Genomic DNA, 18,193 nt, shown 5'->3' with positions numbered 1-18,193 from the left:
TTCCAGCCCAAAATCGGGCTTCCACCTCGCTTTTAAGCCTAGCCCAAACCGCTAGTCTCAAAAGTCGTCCACATCGTAAAGTCCGGAAAAACCACCCGGACTAACGCTGTTTGCACGGCCGACGCCATCACTGGTTGACTCCGGTTATCTTGTGGTTGTTAATTAAGTTTGTGATCACCACTATAACCGAGAGTGAGTCCACATTGAGCCCAGCCGTGGGAATCTCTTAGCGATTTATCGCTTAGAGATTGGCGCTTTTGAAACACGGTTTTGGTGGTTCAAAACGACGGCTCAGACCGCCCTTTGGCTGAGCCGGTCCGTCCACAGCGTTCCGGCTCAATGTGGGCGAACGGTAGGTGGCAAGTTAGCCTATTTTTATTCAGTGATTATTACTAATTAAAATATCTTTCGATCATTGCTAACTTCATCTTAACATGCAACTAAGTCAGTAACGGCGCGGAATCGATTGGTTTTTCCTATCGATTGATAGCTTTACCAAAACATGACACAACTTTTACCTAAACGAGCTAGTTTAGGTAGCATTAACCCAGTATTGTTAGGTAAAAATCTACAAATGGGGTTGAAAACTAATGGCTATTTTACTCATCAGTATCAGCTTACTCTTAGGTATGGTTATGGCGACTTTAATTGGTGGACGCGTTCACGAATCACACCATGAACATCATTAAAAAGGCCTCAACTTGCAAAATCGCAAGTTGAGGCCTTTTTTGCTGAATTAAGTTCTTAAATAACCGTGTTCTTGTTCGACGGCGATTTGGGCAACTAAATTCAAATAATTAAATGGCTGATTGAAACTCGGTGAAAATAACATATCCAAGAAGGCGAGTTGATCAATCGTACTTTCAGTTTGAATTAAAGCGGAGACTGTATTAGCTGCTTGTGACACATCATGTTGACTCATTAACTGCGCCCCTAAAATATGGCGGTTATTACGATCATAAACTAAGACGACAGTCACCGGATAAGCATTTGGCATGAATTCTGGTCGGTAATTACCTTGATAAACGGCCATCGCGGCATTCAATTTAGCGTCCTGAGCTGCAGCCATCGTTAAACCAGTTGTCACAATCGTATGTTTGAAAACAAACATCCCAGTTGTGGCCTGAGTTCCTAATGTCCGCAACCGCCGTTCACCGACATTAATTCCGGCCAAGGCACCTTGGCGTACCGCTTGAGAAGCCAATGGTGTATAGATCATGCCACGGGTCGGATTATAATGACTAAGTGCTGCATCGCCAGCGGCTAAAATATCAGGATCTGAAGTTTGGGCATAATCATCAACAACGATGGCCCCATTGTCGGCCATATCCACTTTACCATCCAATAAATCGGTATACGGAATCATCCCAGCACTCATCGCCGCCATATCCACTTCAAAATCCCCGGAATTTGTTCTAACCATTAACGATCCATCTTCGGTATCCTCAAAAGCAGACACTTGCGTACTCAACACAACTTTGACACCGTGATCGGCTAAGACATCCATCACCTGATTGGCAATTAACGGTTCAATGTATTTGTCCAACACATGCGCGGTTTGCTGAATCAACACGACTTCTCGTCCCGTATTCGCATAGCCTTCTGCTAGTTCAACACCGACATAGCCACCACCAATAATTGCGATTTTTTTCGCATCAATAGTTGATTCACATAAATTATTTGCTTGATCATAAGTCTTACATAAAAGGACTTTAGGATTTTCAATCCCTGTAATGGCTGGGATTGCGGTAATTGACCCGGTAGTCATGATCAACTTATCATAATGATCAGTGAACATTTCTCGCGTCACTAAATTTTGAACACGAACCGTATGTGCCATAGTATCAATACGAATAACATCATGTTCAACCTTCATGTTGACCCCCTGCTTGACGAAATCCGCAGGTTCCGCATACAATGCGGCCGACAAGTCTTCAACGGTTCCTTCAATATGTAAATAGGTGGCACATGATAGGTATGAAATACTTGCTTGACGTTCATATGCAGTAATTTCTGCATCAGGATAAGTTTTTAAGATCTGCTTGATGGCCGCAATTCCGGCGTGCGTACAACCAACAACAATAACTTTCATAAAATTAATCCTTTCTTTCTGTCTATACTTAACTTATTATAAGTATACCGTTCTTTTAATGAATAAACATCAACTATTTTCGGAGGAAAACTATTTGGAACCATTTTATCGCTATTTTGTTCAGCCCCAAATCAATACTAAGACAAAAACGATTACGGGTTATGAATTATTAATGAAACAACTGACACCTGAAGGCTGGCGGCCACCTGTTAATTTTGCTGCCATCGATGCGCAAACTATCGCGGAATTACTAATCGCAACCACCAGGGTCTTGGCACTAAAGGTCAATTACTGTTCCGTCAACATTAACCGTGAACAACTGATGACCACACCGATCGTCGACGCTATTATTAAAAGTCAACAACAGCTTTACCCTGCTCGACTCGTTGTAGAACTAACTGAAGACGATGGGCCTGAACAATATCCAGTAGCCGAAATGCTACCCTTGTTACAATCATTAGTTGACCAAGGCATTCAAATTTCGTTGGACGATGTTGGGACTGGGGATAACTACTTTGATGATGTTCAAACTTTACTCCCATTAGTGTCAGAACTCAAGTTTGCTTTGCAAAACTTTAAGTTGGCCTTCAATGATCCTAAGATCCAGCAAAAGGTCCGTTTTTGGCGCGCCATGAGCACAGAATATGGGTTGCGTTTAGTTTTAGAAGGTGTGGAAAATGCCGCCGACAACGTACTTAGTCAGAAGTTAGGCATTAAGTATAAACAAGGTTATTATTTTAGTAAACCACAATTATTAAAATTACCACAAGATCAGGCAGCTATGTAAGCTTAAAATAGCTGTGGTGACGATTCAAGCAATCCGCTTAAACCGTCACCACAGCTATTTTTTTATTTTCGTCGCCATTTGGCCCATAGACGTTGCCAGCGCAAATACCGTTGACGCGCCCGTTCTAGCCGTTGGTAACGCTTAGGTTGCTGCCGATAAAACTGTTGATGATAGTTTTCAGCGGGCCAAAACGTCGTTGTCGGTTCGATTGCCACGACAATTGGCTTTTGATATTGCCGCTGATCAATGACCCGTTGTTTTGACGCTTCCGCCAATTGACGTTGGGCCGCTGAATTCACGAAAATAATTGGCCGATAAGACTCACCACGATCATTCACTTGCCCACTATCATCGGTTGGATCAATCAATTGCCAATAAACCGTCAATAAGTCGGCATAAGTCACTTGACGAGTATCGAACAAGATCTCAACTGCTTCCACATGGCCCGTTGATTGACTAATGACTTGATCATAAGTCGGCTGTGCGACCGTGCCACCCGTATAACCTGAAATGACGGCGTTGATCCCGGGGCGTGTTTCAAACGGTTCTACCATACACCAAAAACAGCCACCAGCAAATACCGCTCGTTCTTGATATGGTGGATCAGGTGCCGTGTGTTGCGCCACTAAGTCACGCGAATCTAAGACCGTTTCCCCGGTCATTTGCCGATAAAAGTCAGCCACTGCTGGCGTTAAGTTTTGCCGTTGTGCTAATGGTCGTAAGTCAGCCAATAATCGAGAAAGCTCGCGAGCCGCTGTGGTATTTGGGGTTAACCGCTGCTTGGCACCTACTAATAATTGTCGTTCCCAAGCACGCGTCCCTGGATTTAAGATTAAAGTGGTTATTTGTTGCGTCAATTCAGCCATTGATAGTGCCATAACGACCCCTCCTCACCGATTTTCTCTAAGCTTACGTCGTCTGCTTTTCCGTGGCAATCCATTTGCTCACAACTAGTGCCGCCGATGTTTAACCACGGTGAAAAAGTGTAGGATCGAGGCTAACAGCACATAGAAAACAATGACAAACACCCCATAATAAGCCCAAAAGTTTTGTAGCGGAATTAGTTGACCAATGCCAGCCTCAATCCCCATCGTGATTAATGCCATCACCGCAATCATTAAAAATAATTCTACATAGCGTTTCATCGTATTATCGTCGCGCTCCTTTCTTTGTACCGCTTTTTGACCAACGCGTTCACACTCACTTTGTTTTTTAGCTGACAATTGTGACATGCCAAAAGTCTTCGTGACCACAATTTCACGAATTTTAATCAGGCCGCCCATCGTCAAAAACTTATCCATCGTTTTGAAGGCCGCATCCGTCATACCGGTCACCATATTTTCAACGCTACCAACGTAACAATTCGTCACAGTAACATAGTGTTTATTCTTAAACCGATCTGGGACGGCCTCACCAACCGCATTAAAACGCGCAATCCGATTCCGCATACAATCTAAAAAATTCTTCATCACCCCAGATAGACCACCTAAATAAGTCGGCGCCGCCAAAACCCAAACATCTGCCTTTAACAGCTTGTTTTCTATCAAGTCTAAGTCTGAGTTGTGTTGGCTAGGCTGATCTGGTAAAATAACATAGTCATTTAGATTAATCAGTTCAACTTTTGCCGTTTTAGCGGCCCCTTTCAAAACCGCCTTTAACGTTTGGGCCGTAACGCCATCTGGCCGTTGCGATCCCAAGAGTCCTAACACATACATTCAGATCTCCTCCAATCAAATTAAGTTAACGATCATTGTTATTCAAAAAGCACTTACTAAACTAACCACAATCGTTAAGTACTATAATTATGAATAGTTAAAACGAGAAACAATTGACAATTAATTACAGAGTTGTTTTAATAGGACAAGAGCCAAGCTTCTAACCATCCCATGGCCCCGCCCGTTAGACAACTTACGGACTAACAAGTTACTCGAAACGCTTCACTCATTCGAAGCAATTCGTTGAACTAATTGTGTACCAGTTAATAGTATCACAGCCACCTAGTTTTAGGCGGAGTTGTCAACTGAGGCTTTGATCACGTTAGTATCAATCTGGTGGCGGCCAGATTGATATCAAGGGGACGCATCATCCGATCAAGCCAACCAATTGAATTTGAAAGGACTTAGGTCAGTCATGGCGAACTATCAAAAATCAGCAACCGCACTAACAGAGAGTGCACAACTCATTGGCATTTTTGCCGAAACCATTCGGCGACAAATTATTATTGCCTTGGGGAATAGTGGCGATGGCTTAAACGTCACCGCAATTACTGCTTTAGTGAACATTTCACGTCCAGCTGTCTCACATCATTTACGTTTAATGCGTGAAGCTGGGGTCATTGATATGCGTAGCAACGGGGTGGAACATATTTATTATCTCACCTTAGCGGAACCCTTAAAACAATTACAATCAACCTTTACCACGTTAACTACCGACTTCGAAGCTAGTCAGCCGAAGTAAGTGGCGTTAACATCAACAAAACCGGCGTCCATCCTACTTTTGAGGATTGGCGCCGGTTTTTGATTAAGACTTTATTTGAGTTGATTAATTAACTGTTCTAAATCCTCAGGTAGTGGCGCTTGCCATTGTAAATCCTGATCAGTAAATGGATCATGGAACTGCAATGTCGCCGCATGTAGCGCCTGCCGTTGAATTAACGTCGTCGGACCCGCGTAAAGTTGATCGCCTAATAACGGATGGCCCAAATGGCTTAGATGTACCCGAATTTGATGGGTTCGTCCAGTAACCAGCTCCAGTTTGACTTGCGTGGCCGTGGCAAAAGTCTGTTCAACCCAATATTTAGTAGTGGCATCTTGACCCGCTGGCGTAACTTCACGCCGTGGACTCGTCCCGACTCGCCCGATTGCCGCAGTGATCGTCCCTTGCGCTGGGGTTAATTGCCCATCGACCCACGCTAAATACGTCTTTCTTAACGTTTTAGCAACAGGTTCCCAAGTTGTCATACTTTGCGCGACTCGATGCTTGGCTACCAGCACTAAGCCACTCGTATCACGATCCAATCGGGTAATCAAATGGGGCTTTTGATTTTCAGCTTGCTGTGCCATCAAATAACCTTTGACCCGATTAACCAACGTATCTTCACGGTTAGTAGGACCCGGCACACTCGTTAAGCCGGCTGGTTTATTGACCACTAACCAATGATCATCTTCATATAACACAGTAATTGGCACCGAACTCACGGCAACTTCAGGGTCAGCCCCTTCGGCTGGTAACCAAATACCCGCATAATCACCATTTTCCACGGTAATCTCACCGAAGTGTGGAATCCCATCTAACCGGAACTCACCCTCACCATGCTTAATGGCCTTGATCAGCCGCATGCTGATCCCATGTTTAGTTAAAAAGCGTTTCATTGAAACGGGTTCACCCGTGTGTTGCCATCTAAATTCCATTTTTGCGGCTCCTTTAAAATGCGACAAAATCTTAACATTCTTTTTTGTACAGACGTGGTATAGTAGGGCTAATATTGTAAGACCTTGGGGGAGATTACATGCATTATCAACATCGAAAATTTTATCATTTACGATTATTTTTAGTTATACTCATCGGCGTGGGGGGCGCCGCTTGGTTAACAATCCACTGGTGGCCACAGTCCACCACACCAGCTCATCCGAAAACTAGTTTAACCGTGAAAAAAACACCCACGAAGAAAAAAGCAATTAAGAAACCTACCACACCACTCACAACCGTCGTCAAAGATACCGCGATTGATCGCTATTTAACCCAACAGCACTTTACGGGGACGGCCTTAATCGTGCGTGAAAATCATGTAATTCTGCGTAAAGCATATGGTTGGCGTAATCGTAAGCAACAGCTTAAAAATGAACTCGCCACACCCTACTACATCGGTTCAACCGAAAAGGCGTTAATCGCGACGGCCATTTTACAGCTACAAAGTGCTGGCAAACTGAAAATTACAGATCCAGTGAATCGCTATTTTCCACATTTTCCTAACGGCAATAAGATCAAGTTGAAGAATCTCTTGAATCATACGTCTGGTTTGGCTGGTCATCAAGAAGTTAACGCCGCCACCACCCCCGCTAAGCTCGTCAAAGATATTGAAAAACAAGGTATTACGAGCCAACCAGGAACTTGGCACTATTTAGATAGTAATTATACCGTCTTAGCCTATTTAGTCGAAAAACTTAGTCACCAGCCATTAATGACCTACTTGCAACAGCGTGTTTTTGATCCCGCCAACATGGCGACACCACTTACTTACCAAAAATTTGCCAAAGATCCTAAGCGCTCAACCGGCTACCGCATCAGTAGTGACGGCAAATACGTGACACCCACCTTACCTGATTTATCACAACTTTATGGCGTTGGCAACTTAGCGATGACCGTTACCGAGATGTACAAGTTTGATGCTGCCTTGATGCAAGGTAAATTATTATCAACTAAAGCGCGTCAGCAATTACTCACCGCCGGTAGTTCATCAGGCTACGGCATGGGCTTTTACGTTGATCCAGGCACTTATAACAGTCACGGCATTGTCAGTGGCTGGAATGTCTCGAACAGTTTCACCCATACTGGTAAAACGTATATCGTTTTGATGTCAAATGTCCAAAATAATATTCGCTCATTTGGCGTCGTCAACAATCAGTTATACACTTTGTTGAATCAACAAGCTAAAGGGTAAAAACTACCTTTTAGCAATAATCGTTGATGTGGCAAGCATTACTAATTAGAAGCAGACTGGCTTGCCACCTACCGTTCGCCCACCTTGAGCCGGAACGCTGTGGGCGGACCGGCTCAGCCAAAAAGCAGTCTGAACCGTCGTTTTGAACCGCCAAAACCGCGTTTCAAAAGCGCCAGGCTCTAAGCGATAAATCGCTAAGAGTCTCCCACGGCTGGGCTCAATGTGAGCTCACTCTCGGTTATGATGATTATGACTAACATCTACAGTATAACCGGCGTCAGTCAGTGATGGCGCCGGCCGTGAAAACATCGTTAGTCCGGATGCTTTTGCCGGACTTTACGATGTGGACGACTTTTAAGACTAGCGGTTTGGGCTAGGCTTAAAAGCGAGGTGGAAGCCCGTACTTTGGCTGGAGCCGGTCCCCACAGCCGGCAGAATCACTGGCTGACGCAGGTAGCATAATCCAAGCCAATGCTAGTACATCATTGGCTTTCAATCTTTACTCAACCAGCTTAATCAACGGTCGTTGCTTCAGGTTGATTAACGTAAGCGCGAATCGTTTGCATAAACGTTTCACCATATTTGTCTAACTTGTTAGCACCGACTCCACGAACATTCAAAAATTCTGCATCGGTCGCGGGCAATAGATCACACATTGAATGTAACGTTTTATCTGAAAAAATCACAAACGGTGGCACTTGTTGGTCTTCAGCTAACTGACGCCGCAATGTTCGTAGTTGTTCAAATAACGCATCATTAACTGGCGCAGCCGCTTTAACGGTTTGCGCCGTTTTGCGGTACACTTTGGTTTCACCTTTTAAGACGCCAACCCCAGTTTTCGTGACTGTTAAGGTCGGATACTGACCACCAATACTTTGTAAATACCCCGCGGCCGTTAAAAAGTCGACCAGCTCGGTAACACTCTTCTGCCGTTGATCAGCCATAATACCATATGTTGGCAAGCCTTTAAGATCTAAATCCCGAATCCGTTGATTATTGGCCCCTGTCAAAACTTGCGCAATCACCCCTTTACCAAAACGGCTATGCACCCGGACCACACAGGACAAGACTTTTTGCGCATTCGTTGTAATATCCTGCGCTTCGCGATCATCCCGACAATTGCTACAACGCTGGCAAGGTGCTGACTTTTCCCCAAAATAGTTCAAAATAAATTGCTGTAAACAACCTTGGGTATTGGCATATTGGGTCATCACTTGTAGTTTTTGATAGGCTCGATGCTTATGTTCATCATCCATCTCTGATTGATCAATAAAGAAATGTTGGAGTTGAATATCATTGGGCCGAAACATCAAAATGGCTTCACTTGGTAAGCCATCTCGTCCCGCCCGACCGGCTTCTTGGTAATAAGCTTCCAACGTCCCAGGAACTTGGGCATGAATGACAAACCGCACATTACTTTTATCGATCCCCATCCCAAAGGCATTGGTGGCGACCATCACTTGCACCCGATCAAATAAGAAATCTTCTTGATTTTGCCGGCGCACCTCGTCATCTAACCCCGCATGATACATCGTGGCTTTAATCTGCTTATGTTGAAGTAAAGTGGTAATCCGAGCGACTTCTTTACGCGTACTGGCATAGATAATCCCGGCTTCACCTTGATTGGCCTTTAAATAATCCAAAATATAACGGTCCGTATCTTGGTCCTTGACCACCGCCAAATCCAAATTATCACGAGCAAACCCCGTATTCACTTCATCATCTGGCGCAATCGACAACCGTTCACAAATATCTTGCGCGACTTGTTCCGTCGCGGTGGCCGTTAAGGCTAAAACTTGTGGATGGGTTGGTAATTGCTCAATTGCCGTACTTAAAGCCAAATAACTTGGCCGGAAATCATGCCCCCATTGTGAGATACAATGCGCTTCATCAATCGCCAATAGATCAATTGGCAGTTGCCCTAAATCACGAATAAACTGCGGTGAATCTAGTCTTTCTGGTGCAATGTAGAGTAACGTGTAGTCCCCAGCACGCAATTCATTGAGGCGTTGTTGAATGCTTTGATAATCTAGCGAACTGTTAATAAAGGTCGCCGCGATCCCATTATCATTCAACGCATCGACTTGATCTTTCATTAAAGAAATCAACGGCGAAACGACCACCGTCAACCCATTAAATAGTAACGCTGGAATTTGATAACAGAGCGACTTACCGCCACCGGTTGGCATAACCGCCAACGTGTTTTCCCCAGCTAACACTTGTTCAATGACGGCCTTTTGTCCCGGCCGAAACTCGTCGTACCCAAAAGTCGTTTTTAATACTTGTTGCGCCGCCGCTAAATCCATCGTCGTTGCCACTCCTTCTATATTAAATCAGTGCTTCCATTCTACCGAGAATTTAAGGGAGATACAACTGACGGTCTTATAAATGATTTCAATTTTTTTGGTTACTATTATTGTTAGCTCTACACTACTACCGGAAAATAGTTAATTATCAACAATTTGCTTTCGCATTATTGAAAAATCTAACTAAAAGCGTTAATGTGAAGTTAACTTCACATAGAAAAGAGATGACAGGATGAACAACTCACTGCGACAGTATCGCAAACAGGCCAACTTAACCCAATCTCAAGTTGCCCAACGCGTCAACGTCACGTCAAGGACCATCATCTCAATTGAAAAAGGCCAATATAAGCCATCATTAATTTTGGCCTACAAACTTGCTACCCTTTTTCACACAGATATTGAAACACTGTTTAATTTAGCAACATATGTGGAGGCTGAAAAAGATGAAAAAAAATCTTAGTGTCATATTCTGGGGCATTTTATCATTACTCTTTCTCTATTTTGCTTTTAGCGACTGGTCAAATTGGCTTAGCCTATTCAAGGATATTCTCATAGTTGTCATTTGTTTATTCCTTGCTATCTCTAAAAGCAAAGCAATCAATCTCAACGAACCTGACGATGATGAGCGTGATCAATATGTCGAACGACTTGCCGATCATCAGGTCATCACCATCATGGAATGGTTATCGCTCACCCTCTTTATTATTTTTATGCTCATTTACCAATTTGACGGTGAAAATTTGGTCATTGGTATTATTGCGATAATTGCCATTCTTTATTGGACCATTATTAACATTCTAAGACTCTCAGTAACCATCTTGAACAATATTAGAAATTAACCCATTATCCGATAAAAGGCGATCATCAGAATTAAGTCCAAGCTTAATTCTGATGATCGCCTTTTTCATTTCAATTTACTTGACTAGTCCCAAACTAATTAACCGTTGCGCGGTGTCAATCACAGTCGTTTCAGGGTCATGTTGTTGCCACCCAAGATCAGTTTCGGCAGCGGCGGTACTGTGATGATAGTGTCGGTTCAACATCGGAACTAATGACCGTAAACTTGGCATTGGTTTTGCTAGTAAGCGCGTCGCCCAGTTAGGTAATGGTCGTACATTTAAATGTAATTGTGGGAAGTTTTGTTGATACAAACGTCCAACGGCTAACATCGTCAGCGTTTGTGACGCGGCCAGATAACGCTTGCCAATCGCCGTATCTTGTTCAAACGCTAGGCGATGCAAGTTAGCCAAGTCGCGCACGTCACTAATTTCTAACGGTACTTTTGGCAAGGCGGGTTGTCCCTTCAATAATTGTAACAAAATCCCATTGGAACTAAGATTCTTGGTCATTACTGGACCAAAGATTGCCCCTGGTAAAATGGTCGTCAAATCCAGCTCCAACTCATCTGCTAATTGCCAAGCGGTTTGTTCAGCGCGAACTTTGGAAATCCGATAAGCATCTAATTCAGGATTCTCAGGATCAGTCCAAAAACTTTCATCCAAGGTCCCGGTAAATGAACTAGCTGGCGTGGAAGCCGCCTGTGAACTCGTCATGACGAGACGTTTTACCCCGGCAGCAGCCGCGGCTTGAAAGACTTCACGAACACCACTAGTCGCCACTTCAACTAATTCAGCGGTGCTTTCAGTTCCGTTTCCCATTGGCGATGCCACATGAATCACGCCATCAGCATCGGCTAGACCAGCTTGCCAGCCATCGGCACTTGTTAAATCCGCTTCAAAGAAGCTAAGATGCGACAACCGTTCGGCAGTCACGTACCGACTAAGTCCCGCTTTAATTGCATCGGCCTTGCCCAATGACCGTAAGCTCGTAGCCACGGCATAATCTTGATTTAAGAATTCTGCAATCACCCAACTTGCGACAAAACCTGAACCACCGGTAACTACTACTTTTTTCATTTGAATAACCTCGTTTGTTTTTTAATTTAGACAAATAATACACCACATTGTCTAATTTGTAAAACTATTGTATACTATTTTTACGAGGTAATTAAAAATGATAGATAAACAACAACTAGTGATGAACTTGAATCACGTGATTTTAATTAAAGGGTTTCAGACATTGTCCATGAGCAAACTCGCTCAAGCCGTTAACGTCAGTCGAGCCACCTTATATCTATCCTTTAAAAATAAGGACGAGCTCGTCCAAGCCGTAGTTCAGCGACATTTGGACTTTTTCGACAAATATCCGGTGCCCACAACCTTTGTTGCGGATGAATTTTTACCAGCTTGGTTGAACGCGCTCTTATTAATGGGCTCAACGACCACCACGTTTACCACCGAACTACAGCGCGCCTATCCAGCTTTAGCGCAACGTTTTGCAACTGGGTACACGCAATACTTTACGGCCTTACAGGCTTACTTAGCCCTCGCTCAAACCAACGGCATGGTGGTTACTAATTTGACACCTGACTATTTGATTTTCCAAGCTAAAACGCTCATTAACGGTGTCTTGACTCAAGTCGAAAATCAAAGTTTAACGTTAGACCAAGCGGAAACTTATTTAGTCGCGACGTTACAATTCCAATTAGACGCCATCTTAGCGCCTGATGCACAGGGCAGCATCAAGCTCGACGACTTAGAACCCGTTAAGACCAACATTTTATCCGAGTTTCGCGCCACTTATGCGCTGATCACAATCTAAACATCAAAAAAGACGCCAACCAACGTCTTTTTTTTGTTGCGTCCGATTAATTAGTAACCGTAACACGTGCTTGTTGGGCCGCTAATGCTGCAGCCGTTAAGAAGTGTGTTGCCGTGGTAAATAACGGTTGAAAGAAAAAGTCGGCATCGGCTAACTGATCTACCGTAAACTGGGCTTGCATCGCTAACGCCACCACATTGATACTAGCGGTAATATCCATTTTTGATAGCAGTTGCGCACCTAATAGCTTGCCGGTCTTAGGTTGATAAAACAATTTAGTGGTTACTGGGGTCGCCTCACGCATCGTCACTGGTTGGGTCACCACGACGCTAGCTAAATCAACCCCACAACGAGCCGCAGTTGTACTATTTAACCCCGTTGAGGCAAAATAGTAATCACCTAATTTCAACGCGGACGTTCCCTGCACGGCTCCCATTTTTTTCGTTGGTGTCACTAAATTTTGAACCGCCCAACGTGCTTGCCGGCGCGCGTTACTGGCTAACGCCACGTTTAAACGTTGATCCGTAGGGCCATATTGCACTTGTACCGCATCGCCAATCGCCCAAATATCAGGTTGACTCGTTTGTAAATACGCATCCGTTTGAATGCTCCCATTCGTTAATAATGCCAACGTGTCCGCTAACCACGCCGTATTCGGCTGGGCACCTACTGAGACGACTACTAGGTCGGCCGGATAACTTCCCTGATCGGTTTGCACAGCAATGACGTGATCGGTCGCATCACCAGTTAGTGCAGTGACCTGTGCCGGTAAGGCTAACGTCACCTTTTCAGCTTGCAAAGTTGCTGTTAAAGGTTCCGTTAATTCTATATCCAAATAGCTGCTTAAAACCCGGTCATTAACATCAACGAGTGTCACGTTTTTACCAGCCGCTGACAGAATACCAACTGCGCCAATACCAATATAACCAGCGCCTACCACGACCACATTTTGCACGGCCGGATTAGTCGCTTGTTCGCGTAACCAGTGCATATCAGCTTGACTGCGTAACCCGACAACCCCCGTTAATTCTTTGCCCACGACCGGTAATTGTCGAGCTGTAGCCCCTACGCTTAAAATCAATTTGTCATAAGTTAAGGTCTGCGATTGGCCAGTTGCTAAATTGCGCACGTTAACTTGATGCTGGCTTGGTTGTAACTTGACGACTTGCGTTTGATCAATTAGCGTGACATGCTGACGTTTTAACTCCGCTTGATAAGTCGCTAATTTGGTCGCTGACCAGCCCATCAAATGCGTCATCGCTTGTTGTTCGATCCAACTAATTTCAGCCGTTGGATATTGTGCCTGTGCCGCAGTTACCGCCGCTTGACCGCCATGTGCGGCCCCAATAATCATTATTTTCATGTTTGATTCCTCTTTAAATTTTTAATTAATCAGCCGGTGATTACTAAATAAGATACATCGTGTTGCCTATTAATTCAATAGCATACACGATGTATCTTATTTAATTAAGGCGCACTTTCGAGTATACTGTTCCTTAAAGGGGGAATTTTAATGACCACATCACCCAATCGCCGCCGTGGCGACGATTTAGAACAAGCGATTTATAACGCCGCTTATGAACTTTTGTCGACCCATCGTTACCAAGAAGTCACGCTGTCAAAAATTGCCGCCGCTGCCAATACTAGTCGCTCGGTCCTTTACCGCCACTGGGACAACGCGTTCGAAATTATGTTTGCCGCGATGCACAATCATTTACGACAAACCAATGCGACCTTACCCAACTTTGAATTTGATAAGGGGAACTTGCGTGCCAACGTCATTTATACTGGTGTTCAGTTCAATCAGATCCGCAACAGCATGTTGCCGGAATTTCAACATATGATGATCGCAGAAATGCACAATCATCCTAAAGCAATTCATAAACTACTAATCGATATGACAACCGGTAACTTAGCCATGATGGCTTATGTCATCAAACTGGCGCAGCGAACCGGTGAGCTCACCCATCAGCCAAGTGATAATGCCCAACTAGCCTTATTTCAATTAATTCGTTATCGGTTTATGGTTGAAGACCAATCGTTAACGACCGATGACATCACCCAACTGGTCGATGATGTCGTCATGCCCGCACTGTTAGCCCATTAAAAAAGCAACCGCCGATTAATCAGCGATTGCTTTTTTAGTCATTAACTTTCTGGTTTCACTTGCTTTGGGCGGCCACGGTGGTCTACTAGTCCAGCCGCGCCTTGTTGTTTAAATTTACGTACCCACGTATAAACCTGGGGATACGACACATTAAATTTATCCGCAGCTTCTTGATAATTATTGGCATGTGTCAATGTATAATCAACAATCGCCAATCGTTCTTCATAAGTTGCTCGGCGTCCACGTTGCATGGTCAGGTCCCCTCTCTGTTAGTTTCGTCATGCTTTATCATACCAACATCTCGCCTTAATTTGTAGCTTTAAGATTGAAATTTAACAGATTTTCGTCACTTTTAACTAAAAAATCTTTTTACTAGCCAAATCGAACGTTTGTTCGTATAATAATTTTAGAGGTGACTACTATGACGAATCAAGCTTTATCTGGCTATTATGATAATCAATTGAAAATTCTAAAATATGATCCATTTCTACTCTATCTCCGAGTCAAAACGGTTGATGGTCAACTCGTTAACTGTCTCATTGTCAAGCACGCCTTAACGCTGTTTTATCAACTCAAACCAGACTTACCACTAGCCTTGTATGGTCATTATAACCAACGCCATCAATTCGTGATTACTAAATTTATGGTCCGCGTTAGTGCGGCCGAATTAGCTGGATAATTTAAGGACATTAAAAAAATGGTTCCAGCGATTAACTGCGTAACTACTGATAGAACCCCATACTCGGAGGCGTTTTTTATGCAGACCACGTTAGCTTTTTTAGAACGCATTATCCCTGACCACCCCAATCAAGTTTATTTACTGAACTATCCCGTTTGTACAGTCGATGAACAACGTCAGTTGACCCCACTAGCCAGCGCGTTGTCATTTGGAATTGTCACGCAAATAACGCTTGATAGTAAAAATCGTTACCGGATTACATTTAGTGCCAATCAGCCGTTCCTCTTGACTAAGAAAAAAGTCGCCCAGACTTACGACAATCCTGGCCAACTTGACCCAGAAAGCTTACTTAAGACTAACGGCTACCAACTTGTGCCTGATTTTGATCAGCACTTAACCACGGATCAACAATTTCAAAACCGGTTAGATACGAGTCTGACTAATTTTCAACAACTCAAACGGATTCCCAGTCGCTATATTACTGTCGATTGTGAGTTTGGTCCCTTTTTCAAAAAGCATGGCGTTGGCAACTGGCAACCAGCATTAATTCACGGGATGAACACGGGCATTTATCAGCTCAGTGCATTGAGTTTTGATGCTCATCATCAAACTGAACTGCTCTTCGATCACTACTTAGACAATCCGTATTTCTTGCCAGAAAAACAATTGACTGGTCTGGCTGAGACGGGACTAACTCTGGTTGAGTATCAACAACAAGCTAACCCGGTCACGGTCTTGAAGGCGTTTATTAATCAAGTTTTAGCCAGTCATCGCCCACTGGCTTTTTGGGATGCCCGTTATGATTTAAAGTGCTTACGCTGGTTGATGGCGACTTATTACGATCGATTAACAGCCAACGAACATCGCCTGATCAAACAACCTTTCCAGCTGTTTGATAGTGAACTCTATACCGATGCCGTCATTAATCGGGCCAATCATCAGGCCAATTTAGGGCAACATCTCTTACCATTAAACGGTGTGGCCGGCTTATTAAATATCGCTAATCCCCATCAACACAATGCCTTGTGGGACGCGTTAACGATCCATCATGTCATTGAGAAATTAACTCAGCTTAAGGTTGAACCCGTTCAAGTTTTAACCGCACCACAACCACCCGCCCTACCACCAACTTTGGCGTTACCGACACCTAAAACCAAAGATCATAAATACCAACTCGTTCATCAATTACGATCAACGGGGCAAACTTATCGCGAGATTGCCGCGACCGTCGGCATTAGCATTAGTGGCGTTAATTACATTTTGAAAAAGCATCCAATTACAAATTCATAAAAGTGAACACATCTTGATAGGCTTAGTTTGAAAGCTTGTTTTGAGAACTGAACTTCCTTTAGTACCACGACGTTAAGTCAGAAAGCGTATAATGGTCATAATAACTAAAAAGGAGTGTTTTTTACACATGAATAAACGCATAAAAGGCTCATGTACCACAATTTTAGTTGGTAAAAAGGCCTCAATCGATGGGTCAACCATCATTTCACGTAACGATGATGGTCATGAAGCCCTCGATCCAGAACGATTAGTTGTCGTGAATCCAGCAGATCAACCTAAGCACTATCAATCAGTGATTAGTAAAGTTAAGGTCGATTTACCAGACAATCCAATGCGATACACTTCAATCCCTAACTCAATTTTGACTAATGGGACTTGGCCTGCTGCTGGGATTAACAGTGAAAACATCGCTATGTCAGCGACCGAAACGATCACGACTAATTCTCGCGTCCTCGGGATGGACCCACTTGTCGCCGGTGGAATTGGTGAAGAAGACTTGGTAACTTTGGTCTTACCTTACATCCACAGTGCTAAAGAAGGGGTCGAACGTTTAGGTGCCCTCCTCGAACAATATGGGACTTACGAACCTAACGGGATTGCCTTTTCTGACAACGATAGCATCTGGTGGTTAGAAACTATTGGTGGTCATCATTGGGCCGCTAAACGCATTCCAGATGATGCCTACGTGGTTGCCCCTAACCGGATGAATATTGATGACTTTGACTTTGACGCTGATGACACAATGGCCTCAGCCGACTTACAATCAATCATCGACCAATATCACTTAAATCCTGACTTTGACGGTTATAACTTACGCCATATCTTCGGTAGTGCCTCCATCAAAGATACGGTTTATAACAACCCCCGTGCTTGGTTTGGTCAAAAATACTTTACGCCAGACGTCGATCAAGATCCAATGGAACAAGACTTGCCATTCATTTGCCACGCCAACCGGAAAATCTCAATCGAAGACGTTAAATTTGTCTTGAGTTCTCACTTCGAAAACACCAAATATGATGTTTACGGCAGCGGCTCAGAAGCTGATAAGACCTTGTTCCGCCCAATCGGGATTAACCGGAACCATGATGTGCATATTTTACAAATTCGGAACAACGTCCCTGCCGAAATTGCGGGGATTCACTGGTTAGCCTTCGGTGCCAACACGTTTAACACGGTTGTACCATTCTACGCCAATGTTAATGACACCCCTGCTTGCTACAAGAACGCCACTGGTACCTTTGACTTGAACAATATGTACTGGTTAAGCTGCACGACTGCCCTACTCGGCGACACCGACTATGACTTCTACGTCGATATGCGGAATAGCTTTGAACTTGAAGCCATGGGCGCTTACCACTTGATTCAAAACAATACCGACGCTGACTTAGCTAACCACACTGACGTGACTGCTTATTTGGAAGCTGCGAATAATCAATTAGCTGACGAATCTTTGAAACGTCAAACGAAGTTACTCGGTGACATGGTCATCGCTGGTTCTGAACAAATGAAATTACGTTATAACTTGAACGACTAGTTAAAAAGAGTGAAATAAAAGGCGAGTTGCTACCGAGCATAGCCTAGGAAATCGAATGATTGTGCATTTTCAATCGT

18 protein-coding genes are annotated in these 18,193 nt (G+C 43.9%); 10 read left to right on the top strand and 8 right to left on the bottom strand.

The window, feature by feature from the left end; genetic code table 11:
* Positions 1–736 precede the first annotated feature (736 nt).
* Positions 737–2,092 carry an FAD-dependent oxidoreductase gene (locus FFM84_RS09680; protein ID WP_130845062.1) on the bottom strand — a complete coding sequence of 452 codons (1,356 nt, stop codon included), beginning with the start codon at positions 2,090–2,092 and terminating at the stop codon, positions 737–739.
* A 94-nt stretch (positions 2,093–2,186) separates the two neighbouring features.
* Between FFM84_RS09680 and FFM84_RS09675 the strand changes: the two genes are divergently transcribed.
* The gene (locus FFM84_RS09675) at positions 2,187–2,879 is read left to right on the top strand and encodes an EAL domain-containing protein (protein WP_130845323.1); all 693 of its coding nucleotides are present in this window, start codon (positions 2,187–2,189) and stop codon (positions 2,877–2,879) included.
* 62 nt (positions 2,880–2,941) lie between these two features.
* Here the strand turns inward: FFM84_RS09675 and msrA are convergent, their stop codons facing one another.
* Together msrA and FFM84_RS09665 are read right to left on the bottom strand one after the other, a co-directional pair.
* Positions 2,942–3,757 carry a peptide-methionine (S)-S-oxide reductase MsrA gene (gene msrA, locus FFM84_RS09670; protein ID WP_130845061.1) on the bottom strand — a complete coding sequence of 272 codons (816 nt, stop codon included), beginning with the start codon at positions 3,755–3,757 and terminating at the stop codon, positions 2,942–2,944.
* A 72-nt stretch (positions 3,758–3,829) separates the two neighbouring features.
* Positions 3,830–4,594, bottom strand: a complete 765-nt coding sequence (locus FFM84_RS09665; RefSeq protein WP_130845060.1) for a flavodoxin family protein — start codon at positions 4,592–4,594, stop codon at positions 3,830–3,832.
* A 415-nt stretch (positions 4,595–5,009) separates the two neighbouring features.
* On the opposite strand from FFM84_RS09665, the gene FFM84_RS09660 reads away from it, so the two are divergent.
* Positions 5,010–5,336 (top strand): ArsR/SmtB family transcription factor, encoded by a 327-nt coding sequence (locus FFM84_RS09660; RefSeq protein WP_130845059.1) that lies wholly within the window; start codon positions 5,010–5,012, stop codon positions 5,334–5,336.
* Positions 5,337–5,407: 71 nt separating this feature from the next.
* On the opposite strand, the gene FFM84_RS09655 is transcribed toward FFM84_RS09660, so the two are convergent.
* Positions 5,408–6,289: an RluA family pseudouridine synthase gene (locus tag FFM84_RS09655; RefSeq protein ID WP_130845058.1), complete on the bottom strand. Its 882-nt coding sequence runs from the start codon at positions 6,287–6,289 to the stop codon at positions 5,408–5,410.
* 98 nt (positions 6,290–6,387) lie between these two features.
* Between FFM84_RS09655 and FFM84_RS09650 the strand changes: the two genes are divergently transcribed.
* Complete coding sequence (locus FFM84_RS09650; protein ID WP_130845057.1) at positions 6,388–7,539, top strand: serine hydrolase domain-containing protein; 1,152 nt, start codon at positions 6,388–6,390, stop codon at positions 7,537–7,539.
* 512 nt (positions 7,540–8,051) lie between these two features.
* Here FFM84_RS09650 and recQ read toward each other — a convergent pair.
* Entirely contained in the window at positions 8,052–9,845 is a 1,794-nt protein-coding gene (gene recQ / locus FFM84_RS09645) for a DNA helicase RecQ (protein WP_130845322.1), read from the bottom strand.
* A gap of 232 nt (positions 9,846–10,077) precedes the next feature.
* Between recQ and FFM84_RS09640 the strand changes: the two genes are divergently transcribed.
* Complete coding sequence (locus FFM84_RS09640; protein ID WP_130845056.1) at positions 10,078–10,305, top strand: helix-turn-helix transcriptional regulator; 228 nt, start codon at positions 10,078–10,080, stop codon at positions 10,303–10,305.
* Complete coding sequence (locus FFM84_RS09635; protein WP_130845055.1) at positions 10,289–10,684, top strand: hypothetical protein; 396 nt, start codon at positions 10,289–10,291, stop codon at positions 10,682–10,684. Before FFM84_RS09640 ends, FFM84_RS09635 begins: the two co-directional genes overlap by 17 nt.
* Before the next feature lie 75 nt (positions 10,685–10,759).
* On the opposite strand, the gene FFM84_RS09630 is transcribed toward FFM84_RS09635, so the two are convergent.
* Positions 10,760–11,761 (bottom strand): NAD-dependent epimerase/dehydratase family protein, encoded by a 1,002-nt coding sequence (locus tag FFM84_RS09630; RefSeq protein WP_130845054.1) that lies wholly within the window; start codon positions 11,759–11,761, stop codon positions 10,760–10,762.
* Between the two features lie 97 nt (positions 11,762–11,858).
* Here FFM84_RS09630 and FFM84_RS09625 point away from each other — a divergent pair, with 97 nt between their 5' ends.
* Positions 11,859–12,506: a TetR/AcrR family transcriptional regulator gene (locus tag FFM84_RS09625; protein ID WP_130845053.1), complete on the top strand. Its 648-nt coding sequence runs from the start codon at positions 11,859–11,861 to the stop codon at positions 12,504–12,506.
* Positions 12,507–12,552: 46 nt separating this feature from the next.
* On the opposite strand, the gene FFM84_RS09620 is transcribed toward FFM84_RS09625, so the two are convergent.
* The gene (locus FFM84_RS09620; protein ID WP_130845052.1) at positions 12,553–13,869 is read right to left on the bottom strand and encodes an FAD-dependent oxidoreductase; all 1,317 of its coding nucleotides are present in this window, start codon (positions 13,867–13,869) and stop codon (positions 12,553–12,555) included.
* A 150-nt stretch (positions 13,870–14,019) separates the two neighbouring features.
* On the opposite strand from FFM84_RS09620, the gene FFM84_RS09615 reads away from it, so the two are divergent.
* Positions 14,020–14,613 carry a TetR/AcrR family transcriptional regulator gene (locus FFM84_RS09615; RefSeq protein ID WP_130845051.1) on the top strand — a complete coding sequence of 198 codons (594 nt, stop codon included), beginning with the start codon at positions 14,020–14,022 and terminating at the stop codon, positions 14,611–14,613.
* Between the two features lie 41 nt (positions 14,614–14,654).
* Here the strand turns inward: FFM84_RS09615 and FFM84_RS09610 are convergent, their stop codons facing one another.
* Complete coding sequence (locus FFM84_RS09610; RefSeq protein ID WP_130845050.1) at positions 14,655–14,864, bottom strand: helix-turn-helix domain-containing protein; 210 nt, start codon at positions 14,862–14,864, stop codon at positions 14,655–14,657.
* A gap of 170 nt (positions 14,865–15,034) precedes the next feature.
* On the opposite strand from FFM84_RS09610, the gene FFM84_RS09605 reads away from it, so the two are divergent.
* The 3 genes from FFM84_RS09605 (at position 15,035) to FFM84_RS09595 (ending at position 18,116) form a co-directional block, all read left to right on the top strand.
* Positions 15,035–15,292 carry a hypothetical protein gene (locus FFM84_RS09605; RefSeq protein WP_130845049.1) on the top strand — a complete coding sequence of 86 codons (258 nt, stop codon included), beginning with the start codon at positions 15,035–15,037 and terminating at the stop codon, positions 15,290–15,292.
* A gap of 78 nt (positions 15,293–15,370) precedes the next feature.
* On the top strand, positions 15,371–16,582 hold the full coding sequence (locus FFM84_RS09600) for a hypothetical protein (RefSeq protein WP_130845048.1): 1,212 nt from the start codon (positions 15,371–15,373) through the stop codon (positions 16,580–16,582).
* A gap of 127 nt (positions 16,583–16,709) precedes the next feature.
* Positions 16,710–18,116, top strand: a complete 1,407-nt coding sequence (locus FFM84_RS09595; RefSeq protein WP_130845047.1) for a C69 family dipeptidase — start codon at positions 16,710–16,712, stop codon at positions 18,114–18,116.
* The last annotated feature ends 77 nt before the right edge of the window (positions 18,117–18,193 follow it).

It is taken from the genome of Lactiplantibacillus mudanjiangensis (genome assembly GCF_005405385.1).
Classification (GTDB): Bacteria; Bacillota; Bacilli; order Lactobacillales; family Lactobacillaceae; genus Lactiplantibacillus; species Lactiplantibacillus mudanjiangensis.
Note: the sequence above shows the minus strand (reverse complement) of the source record. Positions and strands in the feature narration are given on the sequence as shown.

Excerpts from the sequence above, each read along its gene's own strand:
- FFM84_RS09680 (WP_130845062.1), bottom strand. The coding sequence starts at position 2,092 with ATGAAAGTTATTGTTGTTGGTTGTACGCACGCCGGAATTGCGGCCATC.
- msrA (WP_130845061.1), bottom strand. The coding sequence starts at position 3,757 with ATGGCACTATCAATGGCTGAATTGACGCAACAAATAACCACTTTAATC.
- FFM84_RS09665 (WP_130845060.1), bottom strand. The coding sequence starts at position 4,594 with ATGTATGTGTTAGGACTCTTGGGATCGCAACGGCCAGATGGCGTTACG.
- FFM84_RS09660 (WP_130845059.1), top strand. The coding sequence starts at position 5,010 with ATGGCGAACTATCAAAAATCAGCAACCGCACTAACAGAGAGTGCACAA.
- FFM84_RS09655 (WP_130845058.1), bottom strand. The coding sequence starts at position 6,289 with ATGGAATTTAGATGGCAACACACGGGTGAACCCGTTTCAATGAAACGC.
- FFM84_RS09650 (WP_130845057.1), top strand. The coding sequence starts at position 6,388 with ATGCATTATCAACATCGAAAATTTTATCATTTACGATTATTTTTAGTT.
- recQ (WP_130845322.1), bottom strand. The coding sequence starts at position 9,845 with ATGGATTTAGCGGCGGCGCAACAAGTATTAAAAACGACTTTTGGGTAC.
- FFM84_RS09640 (WP_130845056.1), top strand. The coding sequence starts at position 10,078 with ATGAACAACTCACTGCGACAGTATCGCAAACAGGCCAACTTAACCCAA.
- FFM84_RS09635 (WP_130845055.1), top strand. The coding sequence starts at position 10,289 with ATGAAAAAAAATCTTAGTGTCATATTCTGGGGCATTTTATCATTACTC.
- FFM84_RS09630 (WP_130845054.1), bottom strand. The coding sequence starts at position 11,761 with ATGAAAAAAGTAGTAGTTACCGGTGGTTCAGGTTTTGTCGCAAGTTGG.
- FFM84_RS09625 (WP_130845053.1), top strand. The coding sequence starts at position 11,859 with ATGATAGATAAACAACAACTAGTGATGAACTTGAATCACGTGATTTTA.
- FFM84_RS09620 (WP_130845052.1), bottom strand. The coding sequence starts at position 13,869 with ATGAAAATAATGATTATTGGGGCCGCACATGGCGGTCAAGCGGCGGTA.
- FFM84_RS09615 (WP_130845051.1), top strand. The coding sequence starts at position 14,020 with ATGACCACATCACCCAATCGCCGCCGTGGCGACGATTTAGAACAAGCG.
- FFM84_RS09610 (WP_130845050.1), bottom strand. The coding sequence starts at position 14,864 with ATGCAACGTGGACGCCGAGCAACTTATGAAGAACGATTGGCGATTGTT.
- FFM84_RS09605 (WP_130845049.1), top strand. The coding sequence starts at position 15,035 with ATGACGAATCAAGCTTTATCTGGCTATTATGATAATCAATTGAAAATT.
- FFM84_RS09600 (WP_130845048.1), top strand. The coding sequence starts at position 15,371 with ATGCAGACCACGTTAGCTTTTTTAGAACGCATTATCCCTGACCACCCC.
- FFM84_RS09595 (WP_130845047.1), top strand. The coding sequence starts at position 16,710 with ATGAATAAACGCATAAAAGGCTCATGTACCACAATTTTAGTTGGTAAA.